This is a genomic window from Sphingomonas sp. CARO-RG-8B-R24-01, from assembly GCF_022662295.1.
Lineage (GTDB): Bacteria > Pseudomonadota > Alphaproteobacteria > Sphingomonadales > Sphingomonadaceae > Sphingomonas.
The window spans coordinates 119104-142784 of sequence record NZ_JAKNQI010000002.1 but is presented as its reverse complement, the minus strand read 5'-3'; the positions used below and the strand labels follow the sequence as shown (position 1 = coordinate 142784).

Genomic DNA, 23681 nt, shown 5'->3' with positions numbered 1-23681 from the left:
ACCTGCACCTCTTCCGTTCATGCACGGACAGGGAAGGTGATGTGGCCGGCGGCCTCCGGCCCGACGACATGGCAGCCTCCTCGTAAGCGTCGTAATCGGAAGCGACGGATCGAGCCGCCTAGGACGCGTCGGCTGTATCCAGCCACCCCGCGCGCGTGAGCAGATCGATCGCATCGTCGATGCGACGGGAGGCAGTCGCATCCAGTTGCGCGCGATCGTCACCAATCAGCGCGCGCATCTGGTGGGGGACGAACACCATGTCGATGAACCGACCCGCAACGTCCGATGCCTGCGCGACCCGGTCCGGCGCAGCGTCTACCCCGGCAATCGCCTGTGCGACGCACGCGATACCGCCATCGCGGCCGATCCGGTCCACCAACCGGGCAAGATCGGGCATCCGATGCGCGGTGGTGACGACGACGCGCATCAGCGCAACCGCCTCGGGGGTCAACGCATGTTCGAGCAGGCTATGGCCCACGGCCCGCAGCCGATCCTGGACGGACAGATCCCACGGCACCGCGCCTGACGGGACCAGCGTATGATCGACCATCCGCCGCACCACCGCCGCGAACAGTTCCTCCTTGTTGGCATAGCGGGCGTAGAGACTTGCCTTCCCCGCCCCGGCCTGGACCACGACCTGATCGCAGCTCGTTGCGTCATATCCCAGCCGCAGGAACAGGTCGGTGGCGGCGTCGAGAATCCGGCGATCGACGTCGCCGGCCTGGTCGGCGGAGGGTCGCCCCCCCCGTCGCCGCTTGGGTGAATCACGCTTCGTACTGCTGAGCATTTGCATCCCGCAACCATATAGGCCATTCGACCGTTGAATGGAACTGAACGGTACAGTTCAGTTTCTGACATGGAGGTTGGTGATGGCTGCGATGACCCTTGAAGACCTGTCCGAAAAGATGGCGAAGATCGACTTCGGCATGCTTTCCACGCGCACCGAGGGCGGCGCGGTCGCAAGTCGGCCGATGAGCAACAATGGCGACGTGGCGTATCGCGGGGACAGCTTCTTCTTTACGTTCGAAAGCGCGCGAACCGTGTCCGATATCGCGCACGACGCGCAGGTCGGGCTGACGTTCACCGGCGCGGCCGGCCTGCTTGGCGGCCCGCCGCTGTTCATCGCGGTGGAAGGTACCGCCGAGCTGATCCGCGACAAGGCGCAGTTCGTGCGCCATTGGACCAAGGATCTCGACCGGTGGTTCGAACAGGGCGTCGATACGCCCGGCGTGGTGATGATCCGCGTGCAGGCCGGCCGCATCCATTATTGGAACGGCAGCGACGAAGGTGAGGTCGCGCTGTGACCGACCGCGCGCAGCGGACGATCGCGCTGGCGGGTGCCACGGGCGACGTGGGCGGCCGCGTGGTGTCGGCGCTGGCCCGGCGTGGTGTGGCGTTGCGGGCGTTGGTCCGCAACGGTACGCCCGCCGCGGCGCAGGATGCGGTGCGCGCGCGCGGCGGTACGCCGGTCGCGGTCAATTTTGCCGACCACGCTGCGCTCACGGATGCGCTCGCCGGCGTGGAATGCGTCGTCTCGGTCCTGAACGGGCTGGAGCCGGTCATTCTCGATCTTCAGGGCAGGCTTCTCGATGCGGCGGTTGCGGCGGGCGTACCGCGCTTCGTCCCGTCCGACTTCTCGCTCGATTTCACCAAGACCCGCCCCGGCGACAACCGCAACATGGACCTTCGGCGCCGCTTCATGGCGCGGGTCGATGCCGCGCCGATCCATGCGACCTCGATCCTCAACGGCGCGTTTGCGGACCTGTTGACCGGCCAAGCGCCGATCGTGCTGCCGCGCTTCCGACGCATCCTCTACTGGGGTGACGTCGACCAGCCGTTCGACTTCACGACGAAGGACGATGTCGCGGATTATACCGCCGACGTGGCGCTCGATCCCGCTGCGCCCCGCTTCCTGCGGATCGCGGGTGACGTCATGTCTTCGCGCGATCTGGCGGCGTTGATGACGCGGCTCGAGGGGCGCGCGTGGAAGCCGTTCCGGGCGGGCGGGCTCGGGCGTCTCTCGACGCTGATCCGGATCGCGCGCGCGCTGTCGCCGCAAACCGATGCGCCGTTCCCGGCGTGGCAGGGCATGCAATATGTCCGCGACATGGCGAGCGGGCGCGGCAAGCTCTCGCCACTTGATAACGACCGCTACGGCAAGACGGACTGGACCCGCGCCGAAGCCGTGCTCGCCCCGACCGTCTGACCGACGACGGCACGCCGTACTGGCTGCCGAGCGCGCCGGTGCCGCCGAAGCCCGTTACGGCTGTTCTCACCGGCTGGCGACGTTGCGAACCGACCGGCAGGTTTCTTACGATGCCCCCACGCTGCCAGCAGCGTCCGGTCCGACGTCCACGTCAATTCGCGTCAACCCTCCGGCCGCACGATCTGCGGTGGCAGGAGCACCAGGCGGGCGGCTTCCTCGGCATCGTGCAGGAGTGCCTCGCGCAGTGCGCCGATCTGCGCATGCATGGTCAGACCCCGGGCAAGGTCGAGAATCTGCCGCGCGCGCGTGGCGACGGGAAAGTCAGGCGGGATTTCGCCCGCACCGATTCCATCGCCGAGACGGCGTTCCACGAGCGCCTGTCCACCAGCGGCGGCGTCCTTCAGGAACTGCCTGACCTCGGCGTCGTCGACGAGCGGCGCGACGCACACCATCAGGCATCCCGGCACGGACCCTTCCTCCGTCGCAGCTTCCACGGCATGCCGCAGGAAACCGGCGATCGCGTCGCGAAGCGTCGGCGGCGAGAAAAGCGCCTTCGCGGCACCCACGCCCTTGCGCTCGGCGTACGCCCGAAGGACACGCAGGAAGAGCGTCCGCTTGTCCCCGAAGACCGTATACAGGCTCTGCCGTCCAACGCCCATGCCCGTGATGAGATCGTCGATCGCGACACCGTCGTAGCTTTTCGACCAGAAAATCTGCGTGGCTTTGCTCAGCGCTTCGCTTTCGTCGAAGTTTCGCGGACGCCCGCGCGACCTGCCCGGATTTGTTAGCATTCAGTCCAATATTCCTTGACCACGTCCTTTGACCCAAATATGTACGGAAATAGTCCATAAATGGCAAGCGGGCCCAAGGGCCTTCTCGCTTTACCTCTCTCATCGTGGAACCGAATATGAGACATTCGATCGCTCTCGTCACCGGCGCCACGTCCGGGCTCGGTTATGCCGCGGCCCGCTTGCTCTCTGAGCGGGGATGGCAGGACGTCATCGTAACGGGGCGCAGCCTGGCCGCAGCCAAGGATACCGCCGCGCAGCTTGTGGCGGGGACCAGCAAACGAGTGTTCAGCCCGCTAGCGCTCGATCTGAACACGGCCGCCAGCGTCAAGTCCGCGCTTGCCGATCTCGCCAAAGGCGGCCGGCCGATCGATTTCTTGCTGCTCAACGCCGGATTGGTCCCGACCAGGCGGCGCGTGATCACAGCCGAGGGTATCGAGGCATCGCAGGCCCCGCTGATCGGCCACCATGCGCTTTCCGTCGGGCTACTCAATGCCAATTTGCTGAGCCCCGACGCGCGGATTGTGATCACCAGCGCGGAGCCTGCGCGCGGCGGTGTACCCATGTTCCGCCATACCGATCTGCCGGCGTTCGCCGCTAAAGACTATCGCGGCGACTATACCGCGGCGGCCGAAGCCCTGATCCGCAGCGGACCGAAGGTAAAATACGCGCCCAACACGGCGTATGCCGACGCTAAGCTGATGATCGCGTGGTGGGCCGAGGCGCTCGCGCGCCGGCTACCCGCCGGTATGGCCGTCTACGCAGTGTCGCCCGGTGCGTCGAACGCCACCAACGTCGCGCGAAACGCTGGCCCGTTGCTGAAGTATCTGATGATCCCGATCGTGAACCTCATTCCCGGCATGAATCAGGCGCCCGAGGTCGCGGCCGGTCGTTACATCCAGGCATCGGCGTTCGGCACCGACGTTTCAGGGCAATTCTTCGCCTCGGCCATGGGGAAGTTCTCGGGTCCGATGGAAGTGCAACGCCAACCCCATCTCCTCGACGGCGCCAGTCAGGAAGCTGCTTGGCAAGCAGTCGTCAACGTCTCCGGCGTCGATGTGACTCACCCGGAATGGTTGAGGGCGGTGTCCGGCAGGCATGTCGGTCACGGAGCACTGGCCGCCGATTCCGATCGGGGTTCTCGCCCGCTGCTCTAGCCGTCAAGACGGCGGGAGCCGCCGGTAATGGTGCGAGGACCAAGCCATGGCTGTGATCACCCCCGTCGTCACTTGGCTTCCGATCGCACATGATATCATGCCGGCTGCCCGCGGTGTTCCCCGCCGACGGGCATGCGCGCCTGATCCTGCCCGAAGATCGCCAGATCGAGGATGCCTGCGCGCTTTGCCACGATCGTGGGTACCAGCGCCTGGCCCGCGACGTTGACCGCAGTCCGCCCCATGTCGAGGATCGGATCGATTGCCAGCAACAGCCCCGCACCCTCGAGCGGCAGGCCCAGCGTCGACAAGGTCAACGTCAGCATCACGGTGGCGCCCGTCAATCCCGCGGTCGCGGCCGATCCGATCACCGAGACGAACGCGATCAACCCATAGTCCGAAGCGTGCAACGACAGGCCGAAGAACTGCGCGACGAAAATCGCGGACAGCGCGGGGTAGATCGCCGCGCAGCCGTCCATCTTGGTCGTCGCGCCCAGGGGTACGGCGAAGGCCGCATAAGCGCGGGGCACACCGAGACCGTGTTCGGTGACCTGCTCGGTCATCGGCAACGTCCCGACCGAGGAGCGTGAGACGAAGCCCAACTGGATCGCCGGCCAGGCATGGCCGAAAAAGCGTAGCGGGCTCAGGCCGTTCGCCAGCAGCAGGAGCGGGTAGACGACGAACAACACCAAGGCGAGCCCGAGATAGACCGCCCCAGCGAACGCGCCGAGCGCCGATAATGAACTCCAGCCGTACCGGATCACCGCGTCGCCAATCAGGGCCGCCGTCCCGATCGGCGTGAGCGCGATTACCCAGCGCAACAGCCGGCGAAAGACAATCAACGCGGAGGCGTTGAACGCCAGGAACCCGGCGCCGCCCTCCCCCGTACGGACCGCCGCCGCGCCGATCGCGATGGCGGCGACGATGATCTGCAACACATTGAAGGATATTGCCGTCTTTGCTCCACTCTCGTCGATCGTGGTCGACGCGCCGATGCCGAAAACGTTGGCCGGAACCAGGCCCTTCAGGAAATCGAGCCAGCTTCCGCTGCTCGACGGCAGCTTGGCGGCGGCGCGGTCGATGCCGGCATGCAGACCGGGCTCGATCACCAGCCCAAGAACGATGCCGATGGTTACCGCGATCAGCGCGGTCAGCGCGAACCACAGCAGCGTCTGGACGACCAGCTTGGCGGCATTCTCCAGATCGCGCAGTGCCGCGATCGACGCGACGATCGCGGTGAACACGAGTGGCGGCACCAGCGCTTTCAGCAGCTGCACGAAAATCTGGCCGACCGTGTGGAGCGTCTCCCCCAACAGCGCGCCGGACGCTCCCTCCAGCGCGCGCCCGGCAAACCCCAGGGCAAGGCCGATCGCCATGCCCAGCAGGACCTGCGCACCGAATGGCAGGCGCGGCACAGAGCGCTCGGCTGGTTCGGAAGAGGACATGGACAGGCTCCGATAACGTCTGGCAAGGCTCCGCCACGCTGACGCGCAGGGCGCGAGCCTCTTGAACCAACCCGTCGCGCGCGTCCGCAAAGCCATCCTTGCGCCGGTCGAAGCAATTCTTTCATATCCTATCGGCTTGATAGGATATGTTGGCTTCAGGAGGCGATCATGATCAACCGGACGCACATATCCGCTCAGCCTCGCGCCGTACCGACGGCGCCGCCTTCGATCGACGACGCGGTGGCGGACCTTCGGACTGCGCGAGCGGGGTGGCGCGCCCGCCAGGAAGAGGCGCGCGACGTTGCAAGCTTCCCGTCCCGTACAGGTTTGGAACAGGTGGTCGCCTTGCTGTCATCGGCGCTGTATCCGCGACGGCTCGGCCACTTCCGCGGTTCGGCGGTCGAGGAGGACGCGTTCGTCGCGGGGAAGCTGCGCGCTGCGCTGACGGCGCTCGAACGCGAGATTGCGGCCGAGATCGGCTATTGGCAGCACGAAGCCGGGCCGTTCGAGCCCGATCAGGCCGCGACGATCGCGCGCCTGTTCGCGGCGACGTTGGGCGACATCCGGCGGCGGGTGGATAGCGATGTCGAGGCGGCGTTCCTCGGCGACCCTGCAGCGCGCAGCGTCGATGAAATCCTCGTTTGCTATCCGGGCGCCATCGCGAGCCTGTACCACCGCATCGCCCACGAACTTCACAACCTGGGCGCGCCGATCGTTGCGCGCGTGCTGTCCGAGATGGCGAACGAGCGCACCGGGATCGACATCCATCCGGGTGCTACGATCGGCGAGAGCTTCTTCATCGATCACGGCACCGGCGTCGTCATCGGCGAAACCGCTATCGTGGGTGCGCGGGTCCGGCTGTACCAGCATGTCACGCTGGGCGCGCGAAGCCCGGCGGGGCTCACGCGCGACGATGTGCGGGAACGCCACGCCCGCCATCCGATCCTGGGCGACGATGTCGTGGTCTATGCCGGCACGACGATCCTGGGCCGCGTAACGATCGGTGCGCGATCGACGATCGGCGGCAACGTCTGGCTGTTGTCCGACGTCCCCGAAGACAGCGTCCTGGTGCAACCGGAAGCGGTGCAGCTGCCTCCAGCGGCAGGGCGGGACCTGCGAGACGTGTTGCAACGGGCAGCAGCGCATTGAACAGTGCAAACCCCTCGCCCCGCCCGAACGCCCGGCCCGTGATCGGCGTCCTGTGCTGCAACGAAGACAACGGGCGACCGGTGCAATCGGTCGCCACGCGGTTCCTGTCGCCGCTGTCCCGCTTTGCGGATGCTGCGGTCGTGCTGGTGCCGGCGATCCGCGACGATGCCAACATCGCATCGCTGATCGTGCTGCTGGATGGCCTGTTACTGACCGGCTCGCGCTCCAACGTTGCGCCGGAATACTATGGCGGCGGTCCGCTTCCCGCCGGGCAGCGCCGTGATCCGGACCGCGATACGGTTGCGCTCGCGCTCGCCGGAGGCATGATCGAAGCGGGGAAGCCGGTATTCGGCATCTGCCGCGGCCTGCAGGAAATCAACGTGCTGTTCGGCGGTACGCTTTCGACCGCATGCCATGCCCGGCACCATCGCGGATCCTGGGATGGGTGTTACCAGGAGTTGTTCGGCCATTGTCACGATGTCGAGCTGAGGGCCGGCGGACTGCTCGCGCGATCGACCGGGCAGCGGCGCATGTCGGTCAATTCGGTCCACGAACAGGGGATCGATCGCCTCGGTGCCGGGCTTACGATCGAGGCCGTCGCCGCCGACGACGGATTGGTCGAAGCGGTCCGCGCCCGACCATGCGGAGCGGACGTGCTGGGCGTGCAGTGGCATCCCGAATGGGACGCCGAGCGCTCCCCCGAAAGCCGCGCCTTCTTCACCGTCATCGGCACGTCGCTGCGCGCGGCGGCGGCCGGCTGATCGGATCCACCATCGTTGAAAGGGGAAATGATGCACAAGGTTCTATTGACGGTCGCGCCGGCCACCGCGCTGCTTTCGACCGCAAGTGCCTGTGCGAAGCCGGAGGCCGCGTCCAATACGGCCGTCGTCGACGCGGCCGTGGGGGACGATCCTTCGACGACGGCTGGCAATGCCGCGACAACCGACGACATCGGTAACGAGAATGACGCTTCCCGAACCGACCCGGCAACGCTGAACGCAGGGGAGCCTATCGGCAACACCCCCTAGTTTCCGGGCCCGGGAACCGACGACCAACACGCAGGGTAAGCTCCCGCGCGCGCCTCGGCCCGGCATCGTTGCCGGGCCCATTTTTCGCAATTGCGAACGATAGATTTCCTTGCTTCACGGCATCGACAAATCTGCCAAAGGGCATGTCACAAAAGCGCCCGAGGGCGCTGTGCCACTACATAGAAATTCCAAAGGGACCCGAACATGACCACCCCCCGGCCGCTGCTCGCGGTTGCAGCCTCGACCCTTGCCATGATGGTTGCCGGAACGGCGCATGCGCAGGCGCAACAAGCAGATGCCCCCGTCGCCACCGCCTCGGATACGCCTCCGGCATCGAACGACATCGTCGTCACCGGATCGCGCACCACCGGGCGATCGCGACTGGCCAGCAGTTCGCCGGTCGACGTGCTCAGTGCCGAGACGCTGCAGCACCAGGGCACGCCCCAGCTCGCCAGTGCGCTGGCCGCCGTCGCTCCGTCGATCGACTTTCCCCGGTCGGCCGCAGTGGACACGACCGACTCGATCCGGCCGATCACGCTGCGCGGTCTCAGCCCGGACCAGACGCTGGTCCTGATCGACGGTGTCCGCGGCCACAGCTCCGCGCTGCTCAACACCAACGGCTCGGTCGGGCGGGGCTCTGCCGCGTTCGATCTCGACACGATTCCAACGGTTGCGCTGGGCAGCGTCGAGGTGCTGCGCGACGGCGCCTCCGCGCAATATGGCTCGGACGCGATCGCCGGCGTCATCAACCTGCGGCTGCGCAAGGCCGATCACGGTGGCGGCGCGAACGTCAGCTTCGGTGAATATGTCACCGACGTCTCGACCGCGCGCACCAACTATCACCGCAACGACGGCCGGACCGTCGATGTCTCGGCGTGGCAGGGGTTCAAGCTCGGCGACGGCGGGTTCCTGACCGTCTCGGGCGATTACCAGAATCGCGACCGCACCAGCCGCGGCGATCTCGACCGGCGCGTGACGCCGAATGCGATCATTTCCCATTTCGGCGACCCGAAGGTCGAGCAATATAGCGGCTTCGTCAATTTTTCGGTGCCGGTCGGCGCGGTGTGGTCGGTCTACGGGCATGGCGGCTACCAGCATCGTGACAGCACCAGCGCAGCCTTCTATCGCCTGGCCGGCAACGTAAATACCGTTCCCTCGATCTATCCGAACGGCTTCCTGCCTCGCATCGGCGTACGGTCGGACGACTTCAACGGAGCGCTCGGCGTCAAGGGCGTCGTGTCTGGCTGGAACGTCGATTTCAACACGTCGTTCGGTGCCAACGCGCTGCGCTTCGACACGCGCAACTCGATCAATTCGACCTATGGCGCGGCATCGCCGACCGAATTCTACGACGGCCGGGTCCGCTATTCGCAGGTCACTGCGGGGCTAGACGTCGACAAGCAGTTCGGCCTCGGCAGCGGTACGCTCAACGTCGCCTGGGGCATCGATTCACGCTATGAGAGTTTCAAGATTACCCCGGGCCAGGTCGAATCCTATGCGCGCGGACCGCTTGGGGGCAACACCGCGCTCGGTAGCGGAGCACAGGGTTTCCAGGGCTTTACGCCAGCCAATGCGCTGGACCGGCACCGCGGCAACATCGGCATCTACCTGGACCTGGAAGCGAAGATCGCCGACCTGACGCTCGGTCTCGCCGGTCGTGGCGAGGGCTATTCGGACTTCGGCACGACCGGCACCGGCAAATTCTCCGCACGCTATGATTTCGGGCCGCATTTCGCGTTGCGCGGGACGGTGTCGAACGGGTTCCGGGCCCCGTCGCTGCAACAATCCTTCTACACCCTGACCCAGCCGCTGACGACCAACGTCAATGGGGTCGCGACGATCGTGGACACCGGCCTGTATCCGTCGACCTACCCGGTCGCAACCGCACTTGGCGGCAAGCCGCTGCAGCCGGAAAAGTCGTTCAACCTGTCGGGGGGCGGCGTGCTCCGGTTCGGCGGATTCGACCTTTCGGTCGATGCGTATCAGATCAAGATCCGCGACCAGATCGCGCTGTCCGACAACCTCGGCAGCGGCGTCAACAACACCGCCGCGATTGCGGCCTTGCTGGCACCGTTCAACGTGACGGCGGCGCGCTTCTTCGTCAACGGTTTGCGGTCGACCACCAAGGGCATCGACATCATCGCGCACTACCGGACGCAGCGGACCAGCTATGGCCTGTTCGACCTGACCACTTCCGCCAATCTCAATGAGGTCAAGATCACCAGCGTGCCGACCGGCACGGGCACGGTCGCGGTCCCGGCATTGTTTGGCCCGCAGCGGGTCGCCGCGTTCGAACATGGCACGCCAAGGGTCAAGGTGGTCGGCCAGGCCGACTGGTCGCTCGACCGGTTCGGCGCCACGTTGCGCGGGACCTATTACGGCAGCGTGACGCAGCCCGCATCCTCGCTCGTCGATTATGTCGACACGGGTCGGCACTTCCTGGTCGATGCCGAACTGCGGGCAAAAGTGGCACGGGCGGCAACGCTTTCGGTCGGCGCCAACAATCTGTTCGACGTCTACCCCAATCGGGTTCCCGGCACCAATGTGCTCAACTATAACAATGGCGGGACGGCCTTCCCGTATTACTCTCCGTTCGGGTTCAACGGGCGCTATGTTTACGGCCGCGTAAGCCTGGCCTGGTAGGCGGTCGAACCGGGGCACCTGAGGGTGCCCCGGACGGTATTCCGGCATAGTTTCCAAATACGGCGATTGACTCCATCAATGATGCGATAGCACCATCGCGCCATGATCTCGCCGATCCGCCTCTCGATACTTTATAGTACGCTGTTTGTAGTATCGATCGGAAGCGGCCTATTATACCTCGTCTATAGCGTCGCGTTTTCGTCGCAGGACATCGTACAGTTGGGCGACGTGCCGCCCCCTACCGTGCGATCGATCCAGCCGCGCCCGGCAGACCTCCCGCTCGAGCATTTCCTGCCGCAACAGACGCTCGATCTGAGCGCCACACAGGCAGTGGCTCGGAATTTGGCAAGCGCGCTGGCGACGACCAATCCATCGCCCCCACCGTTCGATCCATCCTGGCTGTCCGAGACCGATTTCGGCGCGGCCACGACCTGTCTCGCCACCGCTATCTATTACGAAGCAGCCGGCGAGCCGATCGCCGGCCAACAGGCGGTCGCGCAAGTCGTTCTGAACCGGTTGCGCAATCCGCATTATCCCAAGACGATCTGCGGCGTGGTCTATGAGGGCGCCGATCGGCGCGACGGTTGCCAGTTCACCTTCTCCTGCGACGGATCGCTGGCCCGCCGTCCCGATCCCGCCGCCCTGGCGCGCGCCCGCGGCATCGCCGAGGCGGCGTTGCGCGGGGCAATTTCGTTGCCTGCCGGGCAGGCGACGCACTATCACGCGATCTGGATCGTTCCCCGCTGGGCCGGCGATCTGTCGAAGGTCGCCATCATCGGCCATCACGTCTTCTACAGGCCGCCCCGTCCTTACGGCGGATATGCGATGGCCTCGGTCGCGCCGACGCTGGAGCATGCGGAGAAACCTACGGAATTTGCGACCACGATGCCGCTCGGTCCCGTTGGCGCGCCACCGGTGTCCGCAACGGACCTGCGCGACGGGCCGCTGGCCGCGCCGTCCCGGTCAGCGACCGCGCCGACCGAACCCGTAGCATCGACCAACCCCGCCGCCGTGCCGACCGCTTCGGCCAAGTCTCCGCGGGACTTCTATCCGAAGGTACGACGGGACCGCCCTGCTCTCGCCATCCCGGGAACCTGAAGTCGCCACCCGGCATGGAGTTGGCGTCTTGGTCCGTTTAGGTATGCCGCGAACCGTCTGCCTGTTGGCTTGGGTGGAGCATCTCGGAGCGGGCGTAAGCGATAAATACGCGGCATGATCGCGCGTCTGATCCTTTCTCGCCATCCGTGCGCCTGGGCACGCCATCCGGGCGTAGCGATCGTCACGGTCCTGGTCGTCGGCGGGATCCTGACGACGATCCACAATCCCCTGGCGCTCCCTGTGCTGTTCCCGCTCGGTTTCTTCCTTTTTATCGTCGCGGCGGCCAACCGGATCGGCGGGGTCGTCGCAAACCGCGGGGCATATGTGCTCGGAGAATGTTCGTTCGGCATTTACATGCTGCACGGGATTGTCCTGCATGTCGCCTTCAGCGCCGCGCAGCCAATGCTCGCCGGGCGGCCGTTCGCGTGGATCGTCTGGCTCTACCCCGTTGCCGTGATCCTCGTCGCGCTCGTATCCTTCGCAGCGTTCCTGTTCGTCGAAGCGCCGGCAATTGCAGTGGGTCGCAGGGCTGCGATGCGATTGCGACCCGCACGCCCCGCCGAAACGGCGGCACCCGCCGTCGACGGAATGCCAGCGGAACCCCTCTAGGCGGTCAGCCGCGCAAAGTCCGCGCCCGCGCTTGCCAGTAAAGTGGCGGAATCCAAATCCTGTGGCGGATTTATACTTACCGGCATACTACATTTATAGAATTACCTATAATTCCATATTCCCTTAATATTTTACACGAGAGCATATCGATCGTGATTCGATAAATCCAACCGTGGGGGCAGTATGGATCAGGTCGACACCGTCACGCGAATCGATCTGGATATTCCCGGCATTCCTCACGACGCCATGCGTTTGCTGGATATAGCGATCAGCATAGTTCTCCTGATCTTTTTTGGACCATTACTGATCTTCGTCGCCGCCTTGGTCAAATCCACCAGCACCGGCCCCGCTTTCTATTCGCAGCGTCGGATCGGCTATCAAGGACACGAGTTTCAGTGCTTGAAATTTCGCACCATGACCGAAGATGCCGACGCCAGGCTTGCGGCCCTGTTGGAGTGTGATCTTCGTGCCCGTGCCGAATGGTTGTTCGATCACAAGCTGCGACACGATCCCCGCGTCACGCCCCTGGGACGATTCCTCCGTCGCTCCAGCCTCGACGAATTGCCGCAATTGCTGAACGTGCTGCAAGGATCGATGAGTCTGGTCGGCCCGCGTCCAATCGTCGCCGCCGAGATCCCCCGTTATGGTCGCCGGTTTGTCCATTATACCGCTCTGCGTCCCGGCTTGACCGGACTGTGGCAGATCAGCGGCCGCAACAACACGACCTATCGCCGCCGCGTGGCGCTGGACGTCGTCTATGCGCGTCGCAGGAGCCTTGGCCTGTACGGACGGATCATGGTGCTGACGCTACCCGCCGTGCTGTTGCAACGTGGCTCGTACTAGCCCCGAATTTCGCGACCATCGGGCAACCGGGCGATCGGACGTCCCCTTTGCGTACGGGTCGTCACCACCGCCTGCTCCACCGCGCCGGTCGCGCGCGGTGGGGATCGGTCTGCGCCCGGCGCGCGGGGCACGCTGGCTTTCACGGGGTCTGGCGCTGATCTTGATCCTGCCGCTCGCGATGGAGGGCGCGAATGCGGCGCTACTGTCCGCCGTCGCTTCGATCCTGTATCTGGGTTGGGCCGCCGTCGCCTTTGCGCGTTTGCCGAGCGATACCGGCCTAGCTCTGCGGATGGCACCAGTCGCCGCACCACTGCTGCTGCTGCTGGCATGGGTTGCGCTCCCGCTGCGCCCCCGCCTGGCAGCGGGGCTGGTCTCCCCGCCGCTGGACCCGGACCTCCTGGGCGTTGCCTGGTGCCATGCCTTTTCGCTGGTCGCCCTTCTGTTGGCCGCTGCCCACGCCGGCCGATTGCGGGGATTTGCGCGCATGACCGCGCGATGGCTATGCCTGTTCGCCGCGATCCTGATGACGGCGACACTGGCCCTGCGCGCGTTCGGCAGCCCGGAATTGCTGGGACCGTTGATCGAGGACCATCGCTACCACCGCTTCAGCGGCTTGATCGGCAACGCCAATGCGGCAGGCATCAGCTACGGTATGATCAGCCTGCTGATGACCGGCGTTGCGCACGACTATTGGCGGGAATGGCGGGATCGCGCGCGCGCCTGGCCGCCGATCGCCGCGGCGCTCGCGACAACCGGCGCAATGATGGCGACCGTGCTGGTCGCCCTGTCCCAGTCGCGCACCGCGTTCGCGGCGACGTGCGTCGCGCAAATCATTTTCGTCGTCGCGCTCCTTCCAACCGTCCGCGGCGGCCGCCAGCGCCTCCGGCGTCCGCTCTGGGCAGGCGCGCTGGGAATGGCCGCCGCTGCGCTGTGGCTGTCGACGGCCACCGTATTCGAACGCTATGGCGCGGTCGGGGACGATGGCGCGAGCCGGATCGCGATCCTGCGCCATTATGCCGCGATGGCCATGCACGCGCCGCTGTCCGGCTATGGCCTGGGCGGTTTTGCCGTCGCAAACCAACGCAGCCTCACTCCCGAAACGGTTCTGCAGGTCGGGGATTTCGGCGCCGCGCACGATGTGGTTCTGCAGCTTGCGATCGAGGCGGGTTGGCCCGCCGTTGGCTTGGTCGCGATCGCGCTGGTCAACCTGCTGTGGCACCTGTGTCGCGCACCATCGGCACGGACATCCGCAATCGGCCTGTCCCTGTTGCTTGCGGTAGCGGTCGCGGTTGCAGGATCGATCGCCGATATCGCCCTCAATGTTCCGGCCATCGCCGCGCTATGCGCAGTATTGCTGGGTCTTGCCTGGGGGCGATTGCTCGGTCGCCGGGCCCCGCCACGCACCGGGTCGACGGAAACGTCCGTTTATCCCGCACCATGGCCGATCGCGACCATGCGCAACTGATAGGCTGCGGCAGCCGGGGAATCCCCCAGCAGCCGTTCGATCCCGCCTCGACGCCCATTGTCGTAGCGTGTTTGCCAGACGGCTTCTTCGATCACCGCCCGTTGCGTCGCCGGGTCCAGCGCCGACCAGTAGATCCGGGCAAAAGCGATCCGCCAGGCGGCGAAGGCGGCATAGAACGGCCGAACCCTGTAGCTGCCAGCAAAGGCGCCGAGTGCGGCGGCCGTGGCGCCATGATTCACCAGCAATTCGCGTTGCGTGACCAGCAACACCGTCGTGTCCCGACCGGGTCGTGTCCGTTCCAGATGATCGATCAACGCCTTGGCGCGCGCTGCGTTCAGCGCCCCCAAGGCTGGGCTTGCTCCCAGATGCGCGCCGTTGATCGCGAGCTGCGCCAGTGGCGCAATCGCTCGCTGCGGCAGGTGCGCCGGGGAACGATCCCCATAGGCTTCGAGCGCCGCGTCGCGCGCAGAAGCGGACCGCTCCCCCGCCGCCGCCGCGATGCCCGCCGCAAGCCCTTCGTCCTGCGCCAGTCTGACCGCGCCGAGGCACCCTAGCAAGCAGGCGACGCTAGCCAGCACGGCGAACGGCGACAAACCGGACCATAGGCCGCGGCGAAGCGGGCGCCGCCCTCTCACTGTTCGTAATACCGGTTGTAGCGAGACGAATAATAGAGCCCGCCCATCGCCTCGGAATGCGTATCGACCATGGTGAGCACCCCGCCCAGCACAACCGCGCTATCCTGTTCGAGCCCCGCCAGCGCGGTATCGATCGCGGACACCGGCGTGGCGTTCCATTTGACCAGCAGCAGAACCCCATCGGCGAGCTTGGCCAGCGTCCGCGCGTCGGCGATCCCCAGCAAGGGCGGCGTATCGAGCACGACGTGGTCATAGTGTTCGCGCGCCTGACCCAACAGCGTTGCCATCGCGCCGGTGTCGAACAGGTCCACGGGCGTGAATGTCGGAGCGCACACGTACAGCAGATCGAGCCCCGCGATCGTGTCGGGGCACACCGCCTGCGCGAGCGTCGCCTCGCCACGCAGGACCTCGAGCGTTCCGAGCATCGGCGAGCAAGCGAGATCTCGCGCCAGCCCTGCACGGCGGACATCGCAGTCGATCAACAGGACGCGGTCGCCGGACAGCGCCATGACGCGCGCCAGCGACAGCGCGCTCGTGGTCTTGCCCTCGGACGGCAAGGTCGATCCGATCGCGATGACTTTCGCACCGCCAGGGCGGATCACCGTGCGGACGGTCCGAAAGGCTTCGGCATACGCCGAAACCGGCCGGTGGCGCAGGGTCTCCGCCGGCGTGCAGCTGCGCCCGTTCTCGTCGACCAGCCGACGACGCCCCAATTGCGGGACGGCTCCGACAAAGCGCAGCCCGAGCATCGTCTCGATCTCTTCCGGACTACGGATCGTGGTCTGCAATGCTTCCGTGGTCGCCGCCGCCCCGATGCCGAGGACGAAGCCGGCAAGCATGCCCGCCACCGCGATCGCCGCGCGATTGGGATAGGTTGGCCGTGCCAGCACGACGGCGGCTTCCAACAAGCGGGCCTGCGGTTCGGTGCTGCGCTGGGCCTGGGCGGCCTGCTGGACCGTGCCGGCCATCCGGTTATAGGCCGCGGTCGCGGCATCGGCCTTACGTTGCAGGCTGTCGGCACGGACCGCGGCTTGACGGTTCAGCGCGATCTGCTGCTTGAGCGCATCGAGCTGTTGCTGCAGGTCCGCGGCCTTGGCTGCCGCGGATCGTGCCGCGCTGCGCAAGCCTTCGATGATCCGGGTCTGTTCGAGCCCGATCTGCTGGTCGAGCGCCACGATCTGCTGGTTGCTCTGGACCAGCGCGGGGAACTTGTCCCCGTACCGCGCGGCGAGCTGGGCCCGCTGGCGCTCGGCTTCGGTGCGCTGACGGCGCAGGTCGTTGATTGCCGGTGCGGACAACACCGCCGAGACCGTGTCCGAGCCGCCGGCCGCGATCTGCCGCTCCGCAGCCGCGACATTCGAACGCAACGCCGCGGCCTCAGCCTTGGCGGTCGCGAGCTGTTGCGACACGGGCACCACCTGCTGCTCGTTGATCGTGCCAACTCCGCCCCCCTGCACGATACCGCTGTCAGCACGGTAGCGCGCAACGCTGGCCTCCGCCGCTTCAGCTTCGCCGCCAAGCCGCTGGAGCGCCGTCTGCCCGCTTTGCTCCTGTCGCGTCGCCGTGCTCGTCTGCAGGTCCGCCGTGCTGTCGATATACGCCATGGCCATGGCATTGGCGAGCCGCGCCGCTTTGACGGGATCGCGCGAACGCAGGCCAATCGTCAGGACGTAGCTCTTTTCCTGCTGCAAGACCGTGAGTTGCCGGAGGACGGCCGACGTTGCGGTTTCGATCGCATGGGCGGTTGCGATCGGTCCGCGCCGCGCGCTTACGGCTGGGCCCGCAAATTCCGGATCGCCCTGCAATCCGTATCGCGTGACGACGCGGCGTGCGATATCGCGGGAACGGATCGTGGCCATCTCGGTGTTGACCAGCGCCTGGTCGAGCGGTCCGTCCTTCGCGGTGTCGAAATCGAGCGGAGCCTGCTTTGCCGGGGTTATCCGAATCCGGGCGACCGCGTCATATTGTGGCGTGATCAACAGTCCGCCGACGATGGCAACGAGCGTACATACCAGGATCATCGCGCCGATCACCTTCCAGCGGCGACGCAGCGTGGCGCCTAGCGCGACCAGCGTGACGGGCTTTCGTCCGATATGGCGGCTCTGGTCGAGACGACTGCCCTGGGGCAAATGCTGCGGTTCGAGAGTCATGTCCATGCTGCGGTGCTTTTCGACAGGGTCGCTATCGCTGCGCGACAATGGATAGGAGAAACCGGGTTTCGTGATAGGAAGGCCCCGCGCTGGCGCCATGCGCCGCGCGCAGGTCATGCGCGACGGACACGCCCAGGCCGAATTCACGCGTCAGGATATACCGCGCGCCCCCGCTCGCGCGGACGATGTCGAGACTGGCATTGGTCCCTTTGTAGCTGTCATGCTCATAGCCGATCTGGGTATCGAGCAGGACGTAGCGCAGCAGTTCGTGATCGAGCCGCAATGCGACCGTATTGTTCACGAACCCGCCGGAATTCAGGAACGACGCATCCTCGATCAGGCGCCGCCCGGACACCGTCACCGTGGTCAACGGCGTCGGAAAATATTCCATCCGGGCCTCGGCGGTCAGACCGCCGATGGGCCGGTAGATCGCTGAATCGTAGCGCCGGCGCATATACCCCACGCCGAGCGACCCCCGCAGCAACGTACTGAGGTCGAAAGTCGCGCCGGCCAGCCCGCGATAGGTGTCAGAACTCCGGTTCGGGATACCCGTGGCCAGTGGCCGGGCGTAGGCGACCCGGTCGTACGTCGTCTGGACGAACACCGACGTGTCCGGACTGAGCGCATATTCGACGCGGCCCGAGCCGCTTTCCGTGTGGGAATTGCGGTTGGCCTGGCTGACCACTCCATTGGCGAAGGTGAGCACATCGTCGAACCCGAGCGCAATGAACGTGAAGCCGCCCTGCAGCTTCAGCCGGCCGGGGGCATAGCCCGCGTTCAGTTGCATCTGCGTGCTCTGATATTGCGACGCCGCCGCGGCTGCAGTGGGATAGGCGGCCGAGGTTGGCGGCTCCGTCGCGCGCTCGGTCCGCGCCGACGCGGACAGGGTCGCCTGCCCACCAAGATCGTATCGCCCCGATGCGCCGACGTGCCAGCTGTCCTGGTTGCGGCGGGTCTCGGTGAAGAACCGTTTCACATCCGCCGCCCCGTCGAGCGTGAAGGAATGTCGCGACCAGTCGCTGGTAAGGCGCGCGCTCGGCGACAGGTCCGCCACGCCATCGGACTTTCGGTTGGACGCCGATTGATAGACGTTGTCGGAATAGCCGATCGACGTTTCGAGCCGGGGGAACAGCGTGAATCCCCCGATCTTGACCCCCAGGGCATCATATTGCGGCCGGGGGCGGTCGAGCACGCCGGTATTGCGGCCGCGGTCGTATTCGATCGGAAGATTGGGCACGACAAAGCTGTCGCCGACACTCTGCGCCACAGCCGGCGTGGCAAGACCCGCCCCTATCCCGGCCAGGCCGATCCATGCTCCCAAGACGATGGCGCGTTGCGTCATTTCGATGTCTCCGGCGCGTTGCGCTATTGCGGAATGTAGTTCGAGCTTCCCCCGGACAGGCCCAGGGTCGTTCCGCGATTGAGGGTGGTCTGCGCATTCGCGACGGCCGCAGTGCCGTCGATCTCGCAGCGCTGGAGTGCGCCGGAGACGTTGCGCACGGCAACGGACGCCGCCGCGCTGAGGGTTCCGGCCTGCGCCATCGCCTGCGTCAACGCCGCCCGGGAATCCCCGCAACCCGACTGTGCCTGGCTGATGACCAGGGACAGCTGGCCTTCGATCTGCGCCGAGGGCCGGCCATCGCCCTTCAACGCTGCAACGAGCAACGCCGCCAAAGCCGAAATCTGCTTGTCGCGGTCCGGCGAACTTGGCCCGGCATCCGCCGGCGCAGGTTGCGTCGGCTGCTGATCCTGCGCAGTGCTGGCCGCGTCGATGCCGGAAACATCCCCCGACACGCCCGCCCCGGACAACATCATCGCCAAAATGCGCACTGCGCCAGAATTGATCATGGTGCACTCCTTTGTTGCGCTATCCGCGCGGTCGTTCGAGCCGCGCTAGAGATAGCGTTCCCCAACCCTGATCGTGTCGCCTGGTCGTATCTTGAGATCGGGTGCAATCCGGGACTTCACCGAACGCGCTTCCCCCGCGCGCTTGATGTAGATGCTCCGCTTGTCCGCCCGATAGGTGTAACCCTGCGCCGTTGCGACTGCGCCATCCACGGTCAGTCCCGAAGAATAAGGATACTCTCCGGGCTTGTTGACCTCGCCAAGGATGTAAAACGGTCTGAACGTCAGGATATCGATACTGACGCGAGGCTGCAGGACGTAGCCGTCCATGAGTTTCCGCTGGATGACTGTTGCAATTTCCGTCGCAGTTTGCCCGACCGCGCGAACGTCCCCGATCAACGGCATCGATAACGCGCCATTGGCATTGACGATGAACTCTCCGGATAAAGACGGTTCGTCGAAGACGATCACGCGAACCTTATCGGCGACGCCCAGTGGATAGTCAGTATCCACTGCCTCCTGCGGAACGGCAGCCGTCCCTTGCGCCGGCACCCCGGCCAGAATCACTGCCCAAGCCGCCAACCGCAATAGGACCAGAAAAGGTGATCGGCGCTTCAACATGGAACCCAAGCACTCCAGCTTGATATTTTATGCGGCACTCCAACTGTGACTCGACAATACACATGAGCCGCCCTCTCGATCGACACGATCTTTGTGATCTTGGATCCGTGATAGCATCAAGAATACCAAGTTAAAACCCTCCTGTTTCCTGAATAGTTTGACTAGGAGTAGGTCCTCACATCAAACGTACTATCAGCTTTCCTCTACGTTTGATGTATAACTGTTGACGCTATTATCGTTGGTAACGATTAGCATGCCCCGCCTTGGCGCTAATTTATCGCGCTATTTTGACCAGGCCGGCTGGCGAAGCGTACTGCGCAGAAACGGGTCACATTCCCGATCTGATTACCCAAAGTATGTACGTGGAACACCTAGCCGCACGGCGATCGAGCCACTACGCTTGCGCGATGCGGAGCAGCTCGGAACGATGGTTACCGACGACATACAACAGGGGGGCAATCTCGGTCGAACCGGCACTGCCGCGCGTCTGCACCGTACCCCAACCGCAAAGCCGTACGGTACCGATCGGGCAGTACCCTATCGCTGGCCACCTGCAGTCCGCGTCGGGATCGCCATTACGCTGAGCCTCGTTACCTGGGCGGCGTTTTTATCCATTGGCTGGTTCACGCTATCCATCTTAAGTTCTGTCGGACATTATTTAGTATTGTTCGCGCGTCATTTATAACCGTTTGCTAAGAACTTCACGAGCATGGCTCCGCGACCAATTGGGCGGAGCAGGTCGTGGTGCGCATATTCGGATGGGTCGTTGGTTTAGCTGTACTTTGCGCAAACCCGGTCGAGGCAAAACCGCCGCAGCAACCCTTCCTCACGCTAGGCGCACCGGCGGACGTGCCGCGCGGCTTCGTCGAACTCTGTCGGTCGCTCCAACAGGTTTGCGATACACTGGCAGGACGGCCCTCGCTTCGCCTGGTCGGCGGAAGTCGCCCTAGTCTCGACACCATCGGCGCGGGCCAGCTGGACCAGGACCAAGCCCGGATGAGCCTGCTGCAGCGCATCGGCGCGCGGGTAAACGCCCATGTCCGGCAACAAAGTGACTGGGCCACCTATGGCATCGGCGAACTGTGGCGCCCCAGCGGATCCGGCCGCAGCGCGGTGGGGGACTGCGAAGACATTGCAATCGAGAAACGGCTCGAACTGGTCGCGGCGGGATTTCCCCCGGAACGCCTGTTCTTCGCCATCGTCTTTCAGTCGAGGGTCGGGTTGCATACCGTACTCGTCGCACGGCTGGACGAAGGGGACATGGTCCTCGACAGCCTGTCCGCCTTTATCGAGCCGTGGTCGAAGACGCGTTACCAGTGGCTTATTGCAGAATATCCGGGTGATCCGACCCGATGGCGCGCCATATCCTGACGTACCCGAACAATACCATGTTTAATGACCGTCTAATACAAACGCACCATGGACTTGGTTTGCTTATCCTATCTACCTAGTCCCCAACGAGGTGGGGGCCGAGTTGCGCATTGCAATCATTCATTACTGGCTCGTCCAAATGCGCGGTGGCGAACGTGTTCTCGAACACCTTTGCAAGATGTATCCCGATGCGGACATCTTCACACACGTGGTCGACCGCAGTGCCATTTCCTCCGTAATTCTCGAACATGCCATTCACACGACGTTTATCGACCGCCTTCCCTTGTCCCGGCGGCATTATCAGAAATATCTACCGCTCATGCCGCGAGCGCTCGAACTGCTCGATCTCAACGCGTATGACATGGTGATCAGTTGCGAGGCGGGACCTGCCAAGGGCGTCATCACCCGACCCGATGCGGTTCATGTTACCTACTGCCACTCGCCGATGCGTTATCTGTGGGATCAATATGCGCAATATCATGCCGCAAGCGGGTTGGGCGCACGGCTGGCGATGCCGCTCTTCGCACCCTCGCTGCGGTTGTGGGACATGGCGAGCGCGGCGCGGCCGGACCGGATCATGGCGAACAGCGGCTATATCAAGGCGCGTATCGCAAAGAGCTGGCGACGCGACGCGACGATCGTCTACCCGCCCGTCGACACGCAGCTCTATGCCCCGGGTACGGATATCAGCGATGAATATCTGTGGGTTGGTCAACTCGTTCCGTACAAGCGGCCCGACCTTGCGATCGATGCGTTCAATCAATCGGGGCGCAGACTGCACGTGGTCGGCGATGGGGCATTGCTGGAACCGTTGATGGCGCGCGCCGGACCGACGATCCGTTTTACGCGGCATATGGACTTCGCCAGCCTCCGTGCCGCTTATGCCAGCACCCGGGGACTGGTTTTTACGGCGGAGGAGGATTTCGGCCTCATTCCCGTTGAAGTCATGGCGTCGGGGCGACCGATCCTTGCGTTCCGGCGTGGCGGCACGCTGGAAACGGTCGTCGCCAACGAAACCGGCCTGTTCTTCGACGAGAAATCTGTCGAATCGCTGCTGGACGGCCTCGACCGCTTCGAGCGCTGGCTGCCGCAGTTCGATCCCGCAACAGCGGTAAGGCGCGCCACGTGCTTCAGCCCCGACCGTTTCCGCCGCGAGTTCGCCGCGGTCGTGGCGGCGGCCTGGGCCGACCGCGACCACCACGTCGCCCCTTGAACGCGCGAAACCGCCGCCCTTGCTATTGCCTTGGACTTCGGCTCCCGGGAAACGCCGATGAGCAATGAAATTGCAGGCTTCAGCCACCACTTCGAACAGAGGCGGATCCGAACGATCCTCCCCAGGCAGCGTCGCAGAGCGCGCGCCGGGATCGGTCATGGCGCATCGCGTTCTAACGGGCCGGCGATCGCCTTTCCCGAACGATCGTCGGCCACCTCGCGCAACACGCCCATCAACGCCTCTCCGGCACGATCCCAGGTAAAGAGCCCGGCGCGTTCACGCCCGATCGCCGCGTAGCGCATCCGTACGGCGGCATCGTCCGCCACCGCGCGGATCGCGGCGATCCAGTCCGCTGGTCGATCCGGATCGGCGTAAAGTGCCGCGTCACCGCATACCTCCGGCAAAGCGCCCCCCGTGCTGACGACGGCAGGGCAGCCCCGCAGCATCGCCTCCAACGGGGGCAGGCCAAAGCCTTCGGTGCGGGACGGCATCGCGTAACACAGCGCGGCCTCGGTCAGCGCTCGCAGGGCTCCGTCGGAAAGTCGCCCGGCAAAGCGAACGTTGGGGGGCAACACATACCCGGCCTCGCGCAAATCCTCCGGCCCTGCCACACCGAACAGCACGAGCACGAGATCCGCAAGCTCCTCGGCGCCGAACGCGGCGAGGAGCGTCCCGAGATTCTTGTGCGCCTGCGCGCTGGATAGCGCGAGGACATAGCGCGTGCCGTTCAGGCCGAGCCGCGCCAGGATCGAAGGATCGCTGGGCCCCGTCGGCGCGTGGTCGATCCCGTTGGGGATCACCCGAATACGCTCGGCGCGCGCGACGTTCCACTGGACGAGTTGATCGGCAGAGTGCTGCGACACCGTAAGGACTCGCAACGCCCGCGCGCCGAGGATCGGTTGCACGAAACGATAAAATTGCGCGAATGCCGGGGTATATGACTGGGGGCTGGTGAAGACCTGGGTATCGTGGATCATCGTGAGCGACGTCGACGACAGGATCGGCGCGAGATTGCAAAAGTTGAGCAACAGCTTTCCCGAAGTACGCGCCGGCAACTCCGTCTGCTCCCACAGCTGACCCGACAGCACACCGCGACGATCCCGCGCCATGGCAGGCGGCAGCGAACGATCGTCTGCGTTCCGCGGCAAGGACAGGACCGCTGCTTTCCCGAACAGCGCCGCGATCTCTTCGGCATGGCGATGCACCTGAAGAACCAGTCCCATGGCAGATCGCTGCACACCAGTCCTTTGCGCAGAGAGGAAACGACCGTTTACGAACAGGCCGGACTTTCCCCATGAACGCGCCGATGGCAACGCACTGTGATCGTGACCATACATCATTTGATTAACCTGCCCCGTCCGAAGATCACTATTGGATACTTACGCGGTCGACACCGTAGCGTTTTTCTTGTCTTATGC

Annotated in this window: 22 protein-coding genes; 13 read left to right on the top strand and 9 right to left on the bottom strand. The window is 65.0% G+C overall.

Annotated elements, in window-relative coordinates:
* Positions 1-118: 118 nt before the first annotated feature.
* A complete protein-coding gene (locus L8G49_RS05330; protein ID WP_242183026.1) occupies positions 119-787 on the bottom strand; it encodes a TetR/AcrR family transcriptional regulator in 669 nt (222 codons plus the stop codon).
* Between the two features lie 82 nt (positions 788-869).
* On the opposite strand from L8G49_RS05330, the gene L8G49_RS05325 reads away from it, so the two are divergent.
* Both L8G49_RS05325 and L8G49_RS05320 read left to right on the top strand, forming a co-directional pair.
* Positions 870-1304, top strand: a complete 435-nt coding sequence (locus L8G49_RS05325) for a pyridoxamine 5'-phosphate oxidase family protein (protein ID WP_242183024.1) — start codon at positions 870-872, stop codon at positions 1302-1304.
* Positions 1301-2206 (top strand): aromatic alcohol reductase, encoded by a 906-nt coding sequence (locus L8G49_RS05320; protein ID WP_242183022.1) that lies wholly within the window; start codon positions 1301-1303, stop codon positions 2204-2206. The genes L8G49_RS05325 and L8G49_RS05320 overlap by 4 nt, the downstream gene beginning before the upstream one ends.
* Positions 2207-2367: 161 nt before the next feature.
* Here L8G49_RS05320 and L8G49_RS05315 read toward each other — a convergent pair whose 3' ends face one another.
* Entirely contained in the window at positions 2368-2997 is a 630-nt protein-coding gene (locus L8G49_RS05315; protein ID WP_242183020.1) for a TetR/AcrR family transcriptional regulator, read from the bottom strand.
* A 116-nt stretch (positions 2998-3113) separates the two neighbouring features.
* Here L8G49_RS05315 and L8G49_RS05310 point away from each other — a divergent pair, with 116 nt between their 5' ends.
* Positions 3114-4151 (top strand): SDR family NAD(P)-dependent oxidoreductase, encoded by a 1038-nt coding sequence (locus L8G49_RS05310; protein WP_242183019.1) that lies wholly within the window; start codon positions 3114-3116, stop codon positions 4149-4151.
* Between the two features lie 95 nt (positions 4152-4246).
* Here L8G49_RS05310 and L8G49_RS05305 read toward each other — a convergent pair whose 3' ends face one another.
* A complete protein-coding gene (locus L8G49_RS05305) occupies positions 4247-5593 on the bottom strand; it encodes a dicarboxylate/amino acid:cation symporter (protein ID WP_242183017.1) in 1347 nt (448 codons plus the stop codon).
* A 168-nt stretch (positions 5594-5761) separates the two neighbouring features.
* Between L8G49_RS05305 and epsC the strand changes: the two genes are divergently transcribed.
* The 8 genes from epsC (at position 5762) to L8G49_RS05265 (ending at position 14428) form a co-directional block, all read left to right on the top strand.
* The gene (gene epsC / locus L8G49_RS05300) at positions 5762-6742 is read left to right on the top strand and encodes a serine O-acetyltransferase EpsC (RefSeq protein WP_242183014.1); all 981 of its coding nucleotides are present in this window, start codon (positions 5762-5764) and stop codon (positions 6740-6742) included.
* Positions 6743-6780: 38 nt separating this feature from the next.
* Positions 6781-7503 (top strand): gamma-glutamyl-gamma-aminobutyrate hydrolase family protein, encoded by a 723-nt coding sequence (locus tag L8G49_RS05295; RefSeq protein ID WP_242183012.1) that lies wholly within the window; start codon positions 6781-6783, stop codon positions 7501-7503.
* A 27-nt stretch (positions 7504-7530) separates the two neighbouring features.
* Entirely contained in the window at positions 7531-7770 is a 240-nt protein-coding gene (locus L8G49_RS05290; RefSeq protein ID WP_242183010.1) for a hypothetical protein, read from the top strand.
* A gap of 204 nt (positions 7771-7974) precedes the next feature.
* Positions 7975-10413 (top strand): TonB-dependent receptor, encoded by a 2439-nt coding sequence (locus tag L8G49_RS05285; protein WP_242183008.1) that lies wholly within the window; start codon positions 7975-7977, stop codon positions 10411-10413.
* A 102-nt stretch (positions 10414-10515) separates the two neighbouring features.
* The gene (locus L8G49_RS05280) at positions 10516-11511 is read left to right on the top strand and encodes a cell wall hydrolase (protein WP_242183006.1); all 996 of its coding nucleotides are present in this window, start codon (positions 10516-10518) and stop codon (positions 11509-11511) included.
* Between the two features lie 114 nt (positions 11512-11625).
* The gene (locus tag L8G49_RS05275) at positions 11626-12120 is read left to right on the top strand and encodes a hypothetical protein (protein ID WP_242183004.1); all 495 of its coding nucleotides are present in this window, start codon (positions 11626-11628) and stop codon (positions 12118-12120) included.
* Between the two features lie 183 nt (positions 12121-12303).
* Positions 12304-12963: a sugar transferase gene (locus tag L8G49_RS05270; RefSeq protein WP_242139388.1), complete on the top strand. Its 660-nt coding sequence runs from the start codon at positions 12304-12306 to the stop codon at positions 12961-12963.
* A 160-nt stretch (positions 12964-13123) separates the two neighbouring features.
* Positions 13124-14428: an O-antigen ligase family protein gene (locus tag L8G49_RS05265; protein WP_242183002.1), complete on the top strand. Its 1305-nt coding sequence runs from the start codon at positions 13124-13126 to the stop codon at positions 14426-14428.
* On the opposite strand, the gene L8G49_RS05260 is transcribed toward L8G49_RS05265, so the two are convergent.
* From L8G49_RS05260 to L8G49_RS05240, 5 genes are read right to left on the bottom strand one after another with little or no spacing between them, the layout of a single operon-like run.
* Positions 14389-15006 carry a hypothetical protein gene (locus L8G49_RS05260; protein ID WP_242183000.1) on the bottom strand — a complete coding sequence of 206 codons (618 nt, stop codon included), beginning with the start codon at positions 15004-15006 and terminating at the stop codon, positions 14389-14391. The genes L8G49_RS05265 and L8G49_RS05260 overlap by 40 nt on opposite strands.
* A 53-nt stretch (positions 15007-15059) precedes the next feature.
* Positions 15060-17213, bottom strand: a complete 2154-nt coding sequence (locus L8G49_RS05255; protein ID WP_242182998.1) for an AAA family ATPase — start codon at positions 17211-17213, stop codon at positions 15060-15062.
* 31 nt (positions 17214-17244) lie between these two features.
* Positions 17245-18555, bottom strand: coding sequence for an outer membrane beta-barrel protein (locus L8G49_RS05250; protein WP_242182996.1), 1311 nt, complete (start codon positions 18553-18555; stop codon positions 17245-17247).
* Between the two features lie 23 nt (positions 18556-18578).
* On the bottom strand, positions 18579-19061 hold the full coding sequence (locus tag L8G49_RS05245; RefSeq protein WP_242182994.1) for a hypothetical protein: 483 nt from the start codon (positions 19059-19061) through the stop codon (positions 18579-18581).
* 45 nt (positions 19062-19106) lie between these two features.
* On the bottom strand, positions 19107-19625 hold the full coding sequence (locus L8G49_RS05240) for a polysaccharide biosynthesis/export family protein (protein WP_242182992.1): 519 nt from the start codon (positions 19623-19625) through the stop codon (positions 19107-19109).
* A gap of 795 nt (positions 19626-20420) precedes the next feature.
* Between L8G49_RS05240 and L8G49_RS21090 the strand changes: the two genes are divergently transcribed.
* Together L8G49_RS21090 and L8G49_RS05230 are read left to right on the top strand one after the other, a co-directional pair.
* Complete coding sequence (locus L8G49_RS21090) at positions 20421-21050, top strand: transglutaminase-like cysteine peptidase (RefSeq protein WP_242182989.1); 630 nt, start codon at positions 20421-20423, stop codon at positions 21048-21050.
* A gap of 139 nt (positions 21051-21189) precedes the next feature.
* The gene (locus L8G49_RS05230; RefSeq protein ID WP_242182987.1) at positions 21190-22263 is read left to right on the top strand and encodes a glycosyltransferase; all 1074 of its coding nucleotides are present in this window, start codon (positions 21190-21192) and stop codon (positions 22261-22263) included.
* Between the two features lie 155 nt (positions 22264-22418).
* On the opposite strand, the gene L8G49_RS05225 is transcribed toward L8G49_RS05230, so the two are convergent.
* Positions 22419-23486, bottom strand: a complete 1068-nt coding sequence (locus L8G49_RS05225; RefSeq protein ID WP_242182985.1) for a glycosyltransferase family 1 protein — start codon at positions 23484-23486, stop codon at positions 22419-22421.
* Positions 23487-23681: the final 195 nt, after the last annotated feature.

Bases quoted from the DNA above. Each gene is read 5' to 3' on its own strand.
- L8G49_RS05325 (WP_242183024.1), top strand. From the start codon at position 870: ATGGCTGCGATGACCCTTGAAGACCTGTCCGAAAAGATGGCGAAGATC.
- L8G49_RS05285 (WP_242183008.1), top strand. From the start codon at position 7,975: ATGACCACCCCCCGGCCGCTGCTCGCGGTTGCAGCCTCGACCCTTGCC.
- L8G49_RS05305 (WP_242183017.1), bottom strand. From the start codon at position 5,593: ATGTCCTCTTCCGAACCAGCCGAGCGCTCTGTGCCGCGCCTGCCATTC.
- L8G49_RS05290 (WP_242183010.1), top strand. From the start codon at position 7,531: ATGATGCACAAGGTTCTATTGACGGTCGCGCCGGCCACCGCGCTGCTT.
- epsC (WP_242183014.1), top strand. From the start codon at position 5,762: ATGATCAACCGGACGCACATATCCGCTCAGCCTCGCGCCGTACCGACG.
- L8G49_RS05255 (WP_242182998.1), bottom strand. From the start codon at position 17,213: ATGACTCTCGAACCGCAGCATTTGCCCCAGGGCAGTCGTCTCGACCAG.
- L8G49_RS05280 (WP_242183006.1), top strand. From the start codon at position 10,516: ATGATCTCGCCGATCCGCCTCTCGATACTTTATAGTACGCTGTTTGTA.
- L8G49_RS05270 (WP_242139388.1), top strand. From the start codon at position 12,304: ATGGATCAGGTCGACACCGTCACGCGAATCGATCTGGATATTCCCGGC.
- L8G49_RS05250 (WP_242182996.1), bottom strand. From the start codon at position 18,555: ATGACGCAACGCGCCATCGTCTTGGGAGCATGGATCGGCCTGGCCGGG.
- L8G49_RS05330 (WP_242183026.1), bottom strand. From the start codon at position 787: ATGCTCAGCAGTACGAAGCGTGATTCACCCAAGCGGCGACGGGGGGGG.
- L8G49_RS05245 (WP_242182994.1), bottom strand. From the start codon at position 19,061: ATGATCAATTCTGGCGCAGTGCGCATTTTGGCGATGATGTTGTCCGGG.
- L8G49_RS05230 (WP_242182987.1), top strand. From the start codon at position 21,190: ATGCGCGGTGGCGAACGTGTTCTCGAACACCTTTGCAAGATGTATCCC.
- L8G49_RS05310 (WP_242183019.1), top strand. From the start codon at position 3,114: ATGAGACATTCGATCGCTCTCGTCACCGGCGCCACGTCCGGGCTCGGT.
- L8G49_RS05225 (WP_242182985.1), bottom strand. From the start codon at position 23,486: ATGGGACTGGTTCTTCAGGTGCATCGCCATGCCGAAGAGATCGCGGCG.
- L8G49_RS05275 (WP_242183004.1), top strand. From the start codon at position 11,626: ATGATCGCGCGTCTGATCCTTTCTCGCCATCCGTGCGCCTGGGCACGC.
- L8G49_RS05315 (WP_242183020.1), bottom strand. From the start codon at position 2,997: ATGCTAACAAATCCGGGCAGGTCGCGCGGGCGTCCGCGAAACTTCGAC.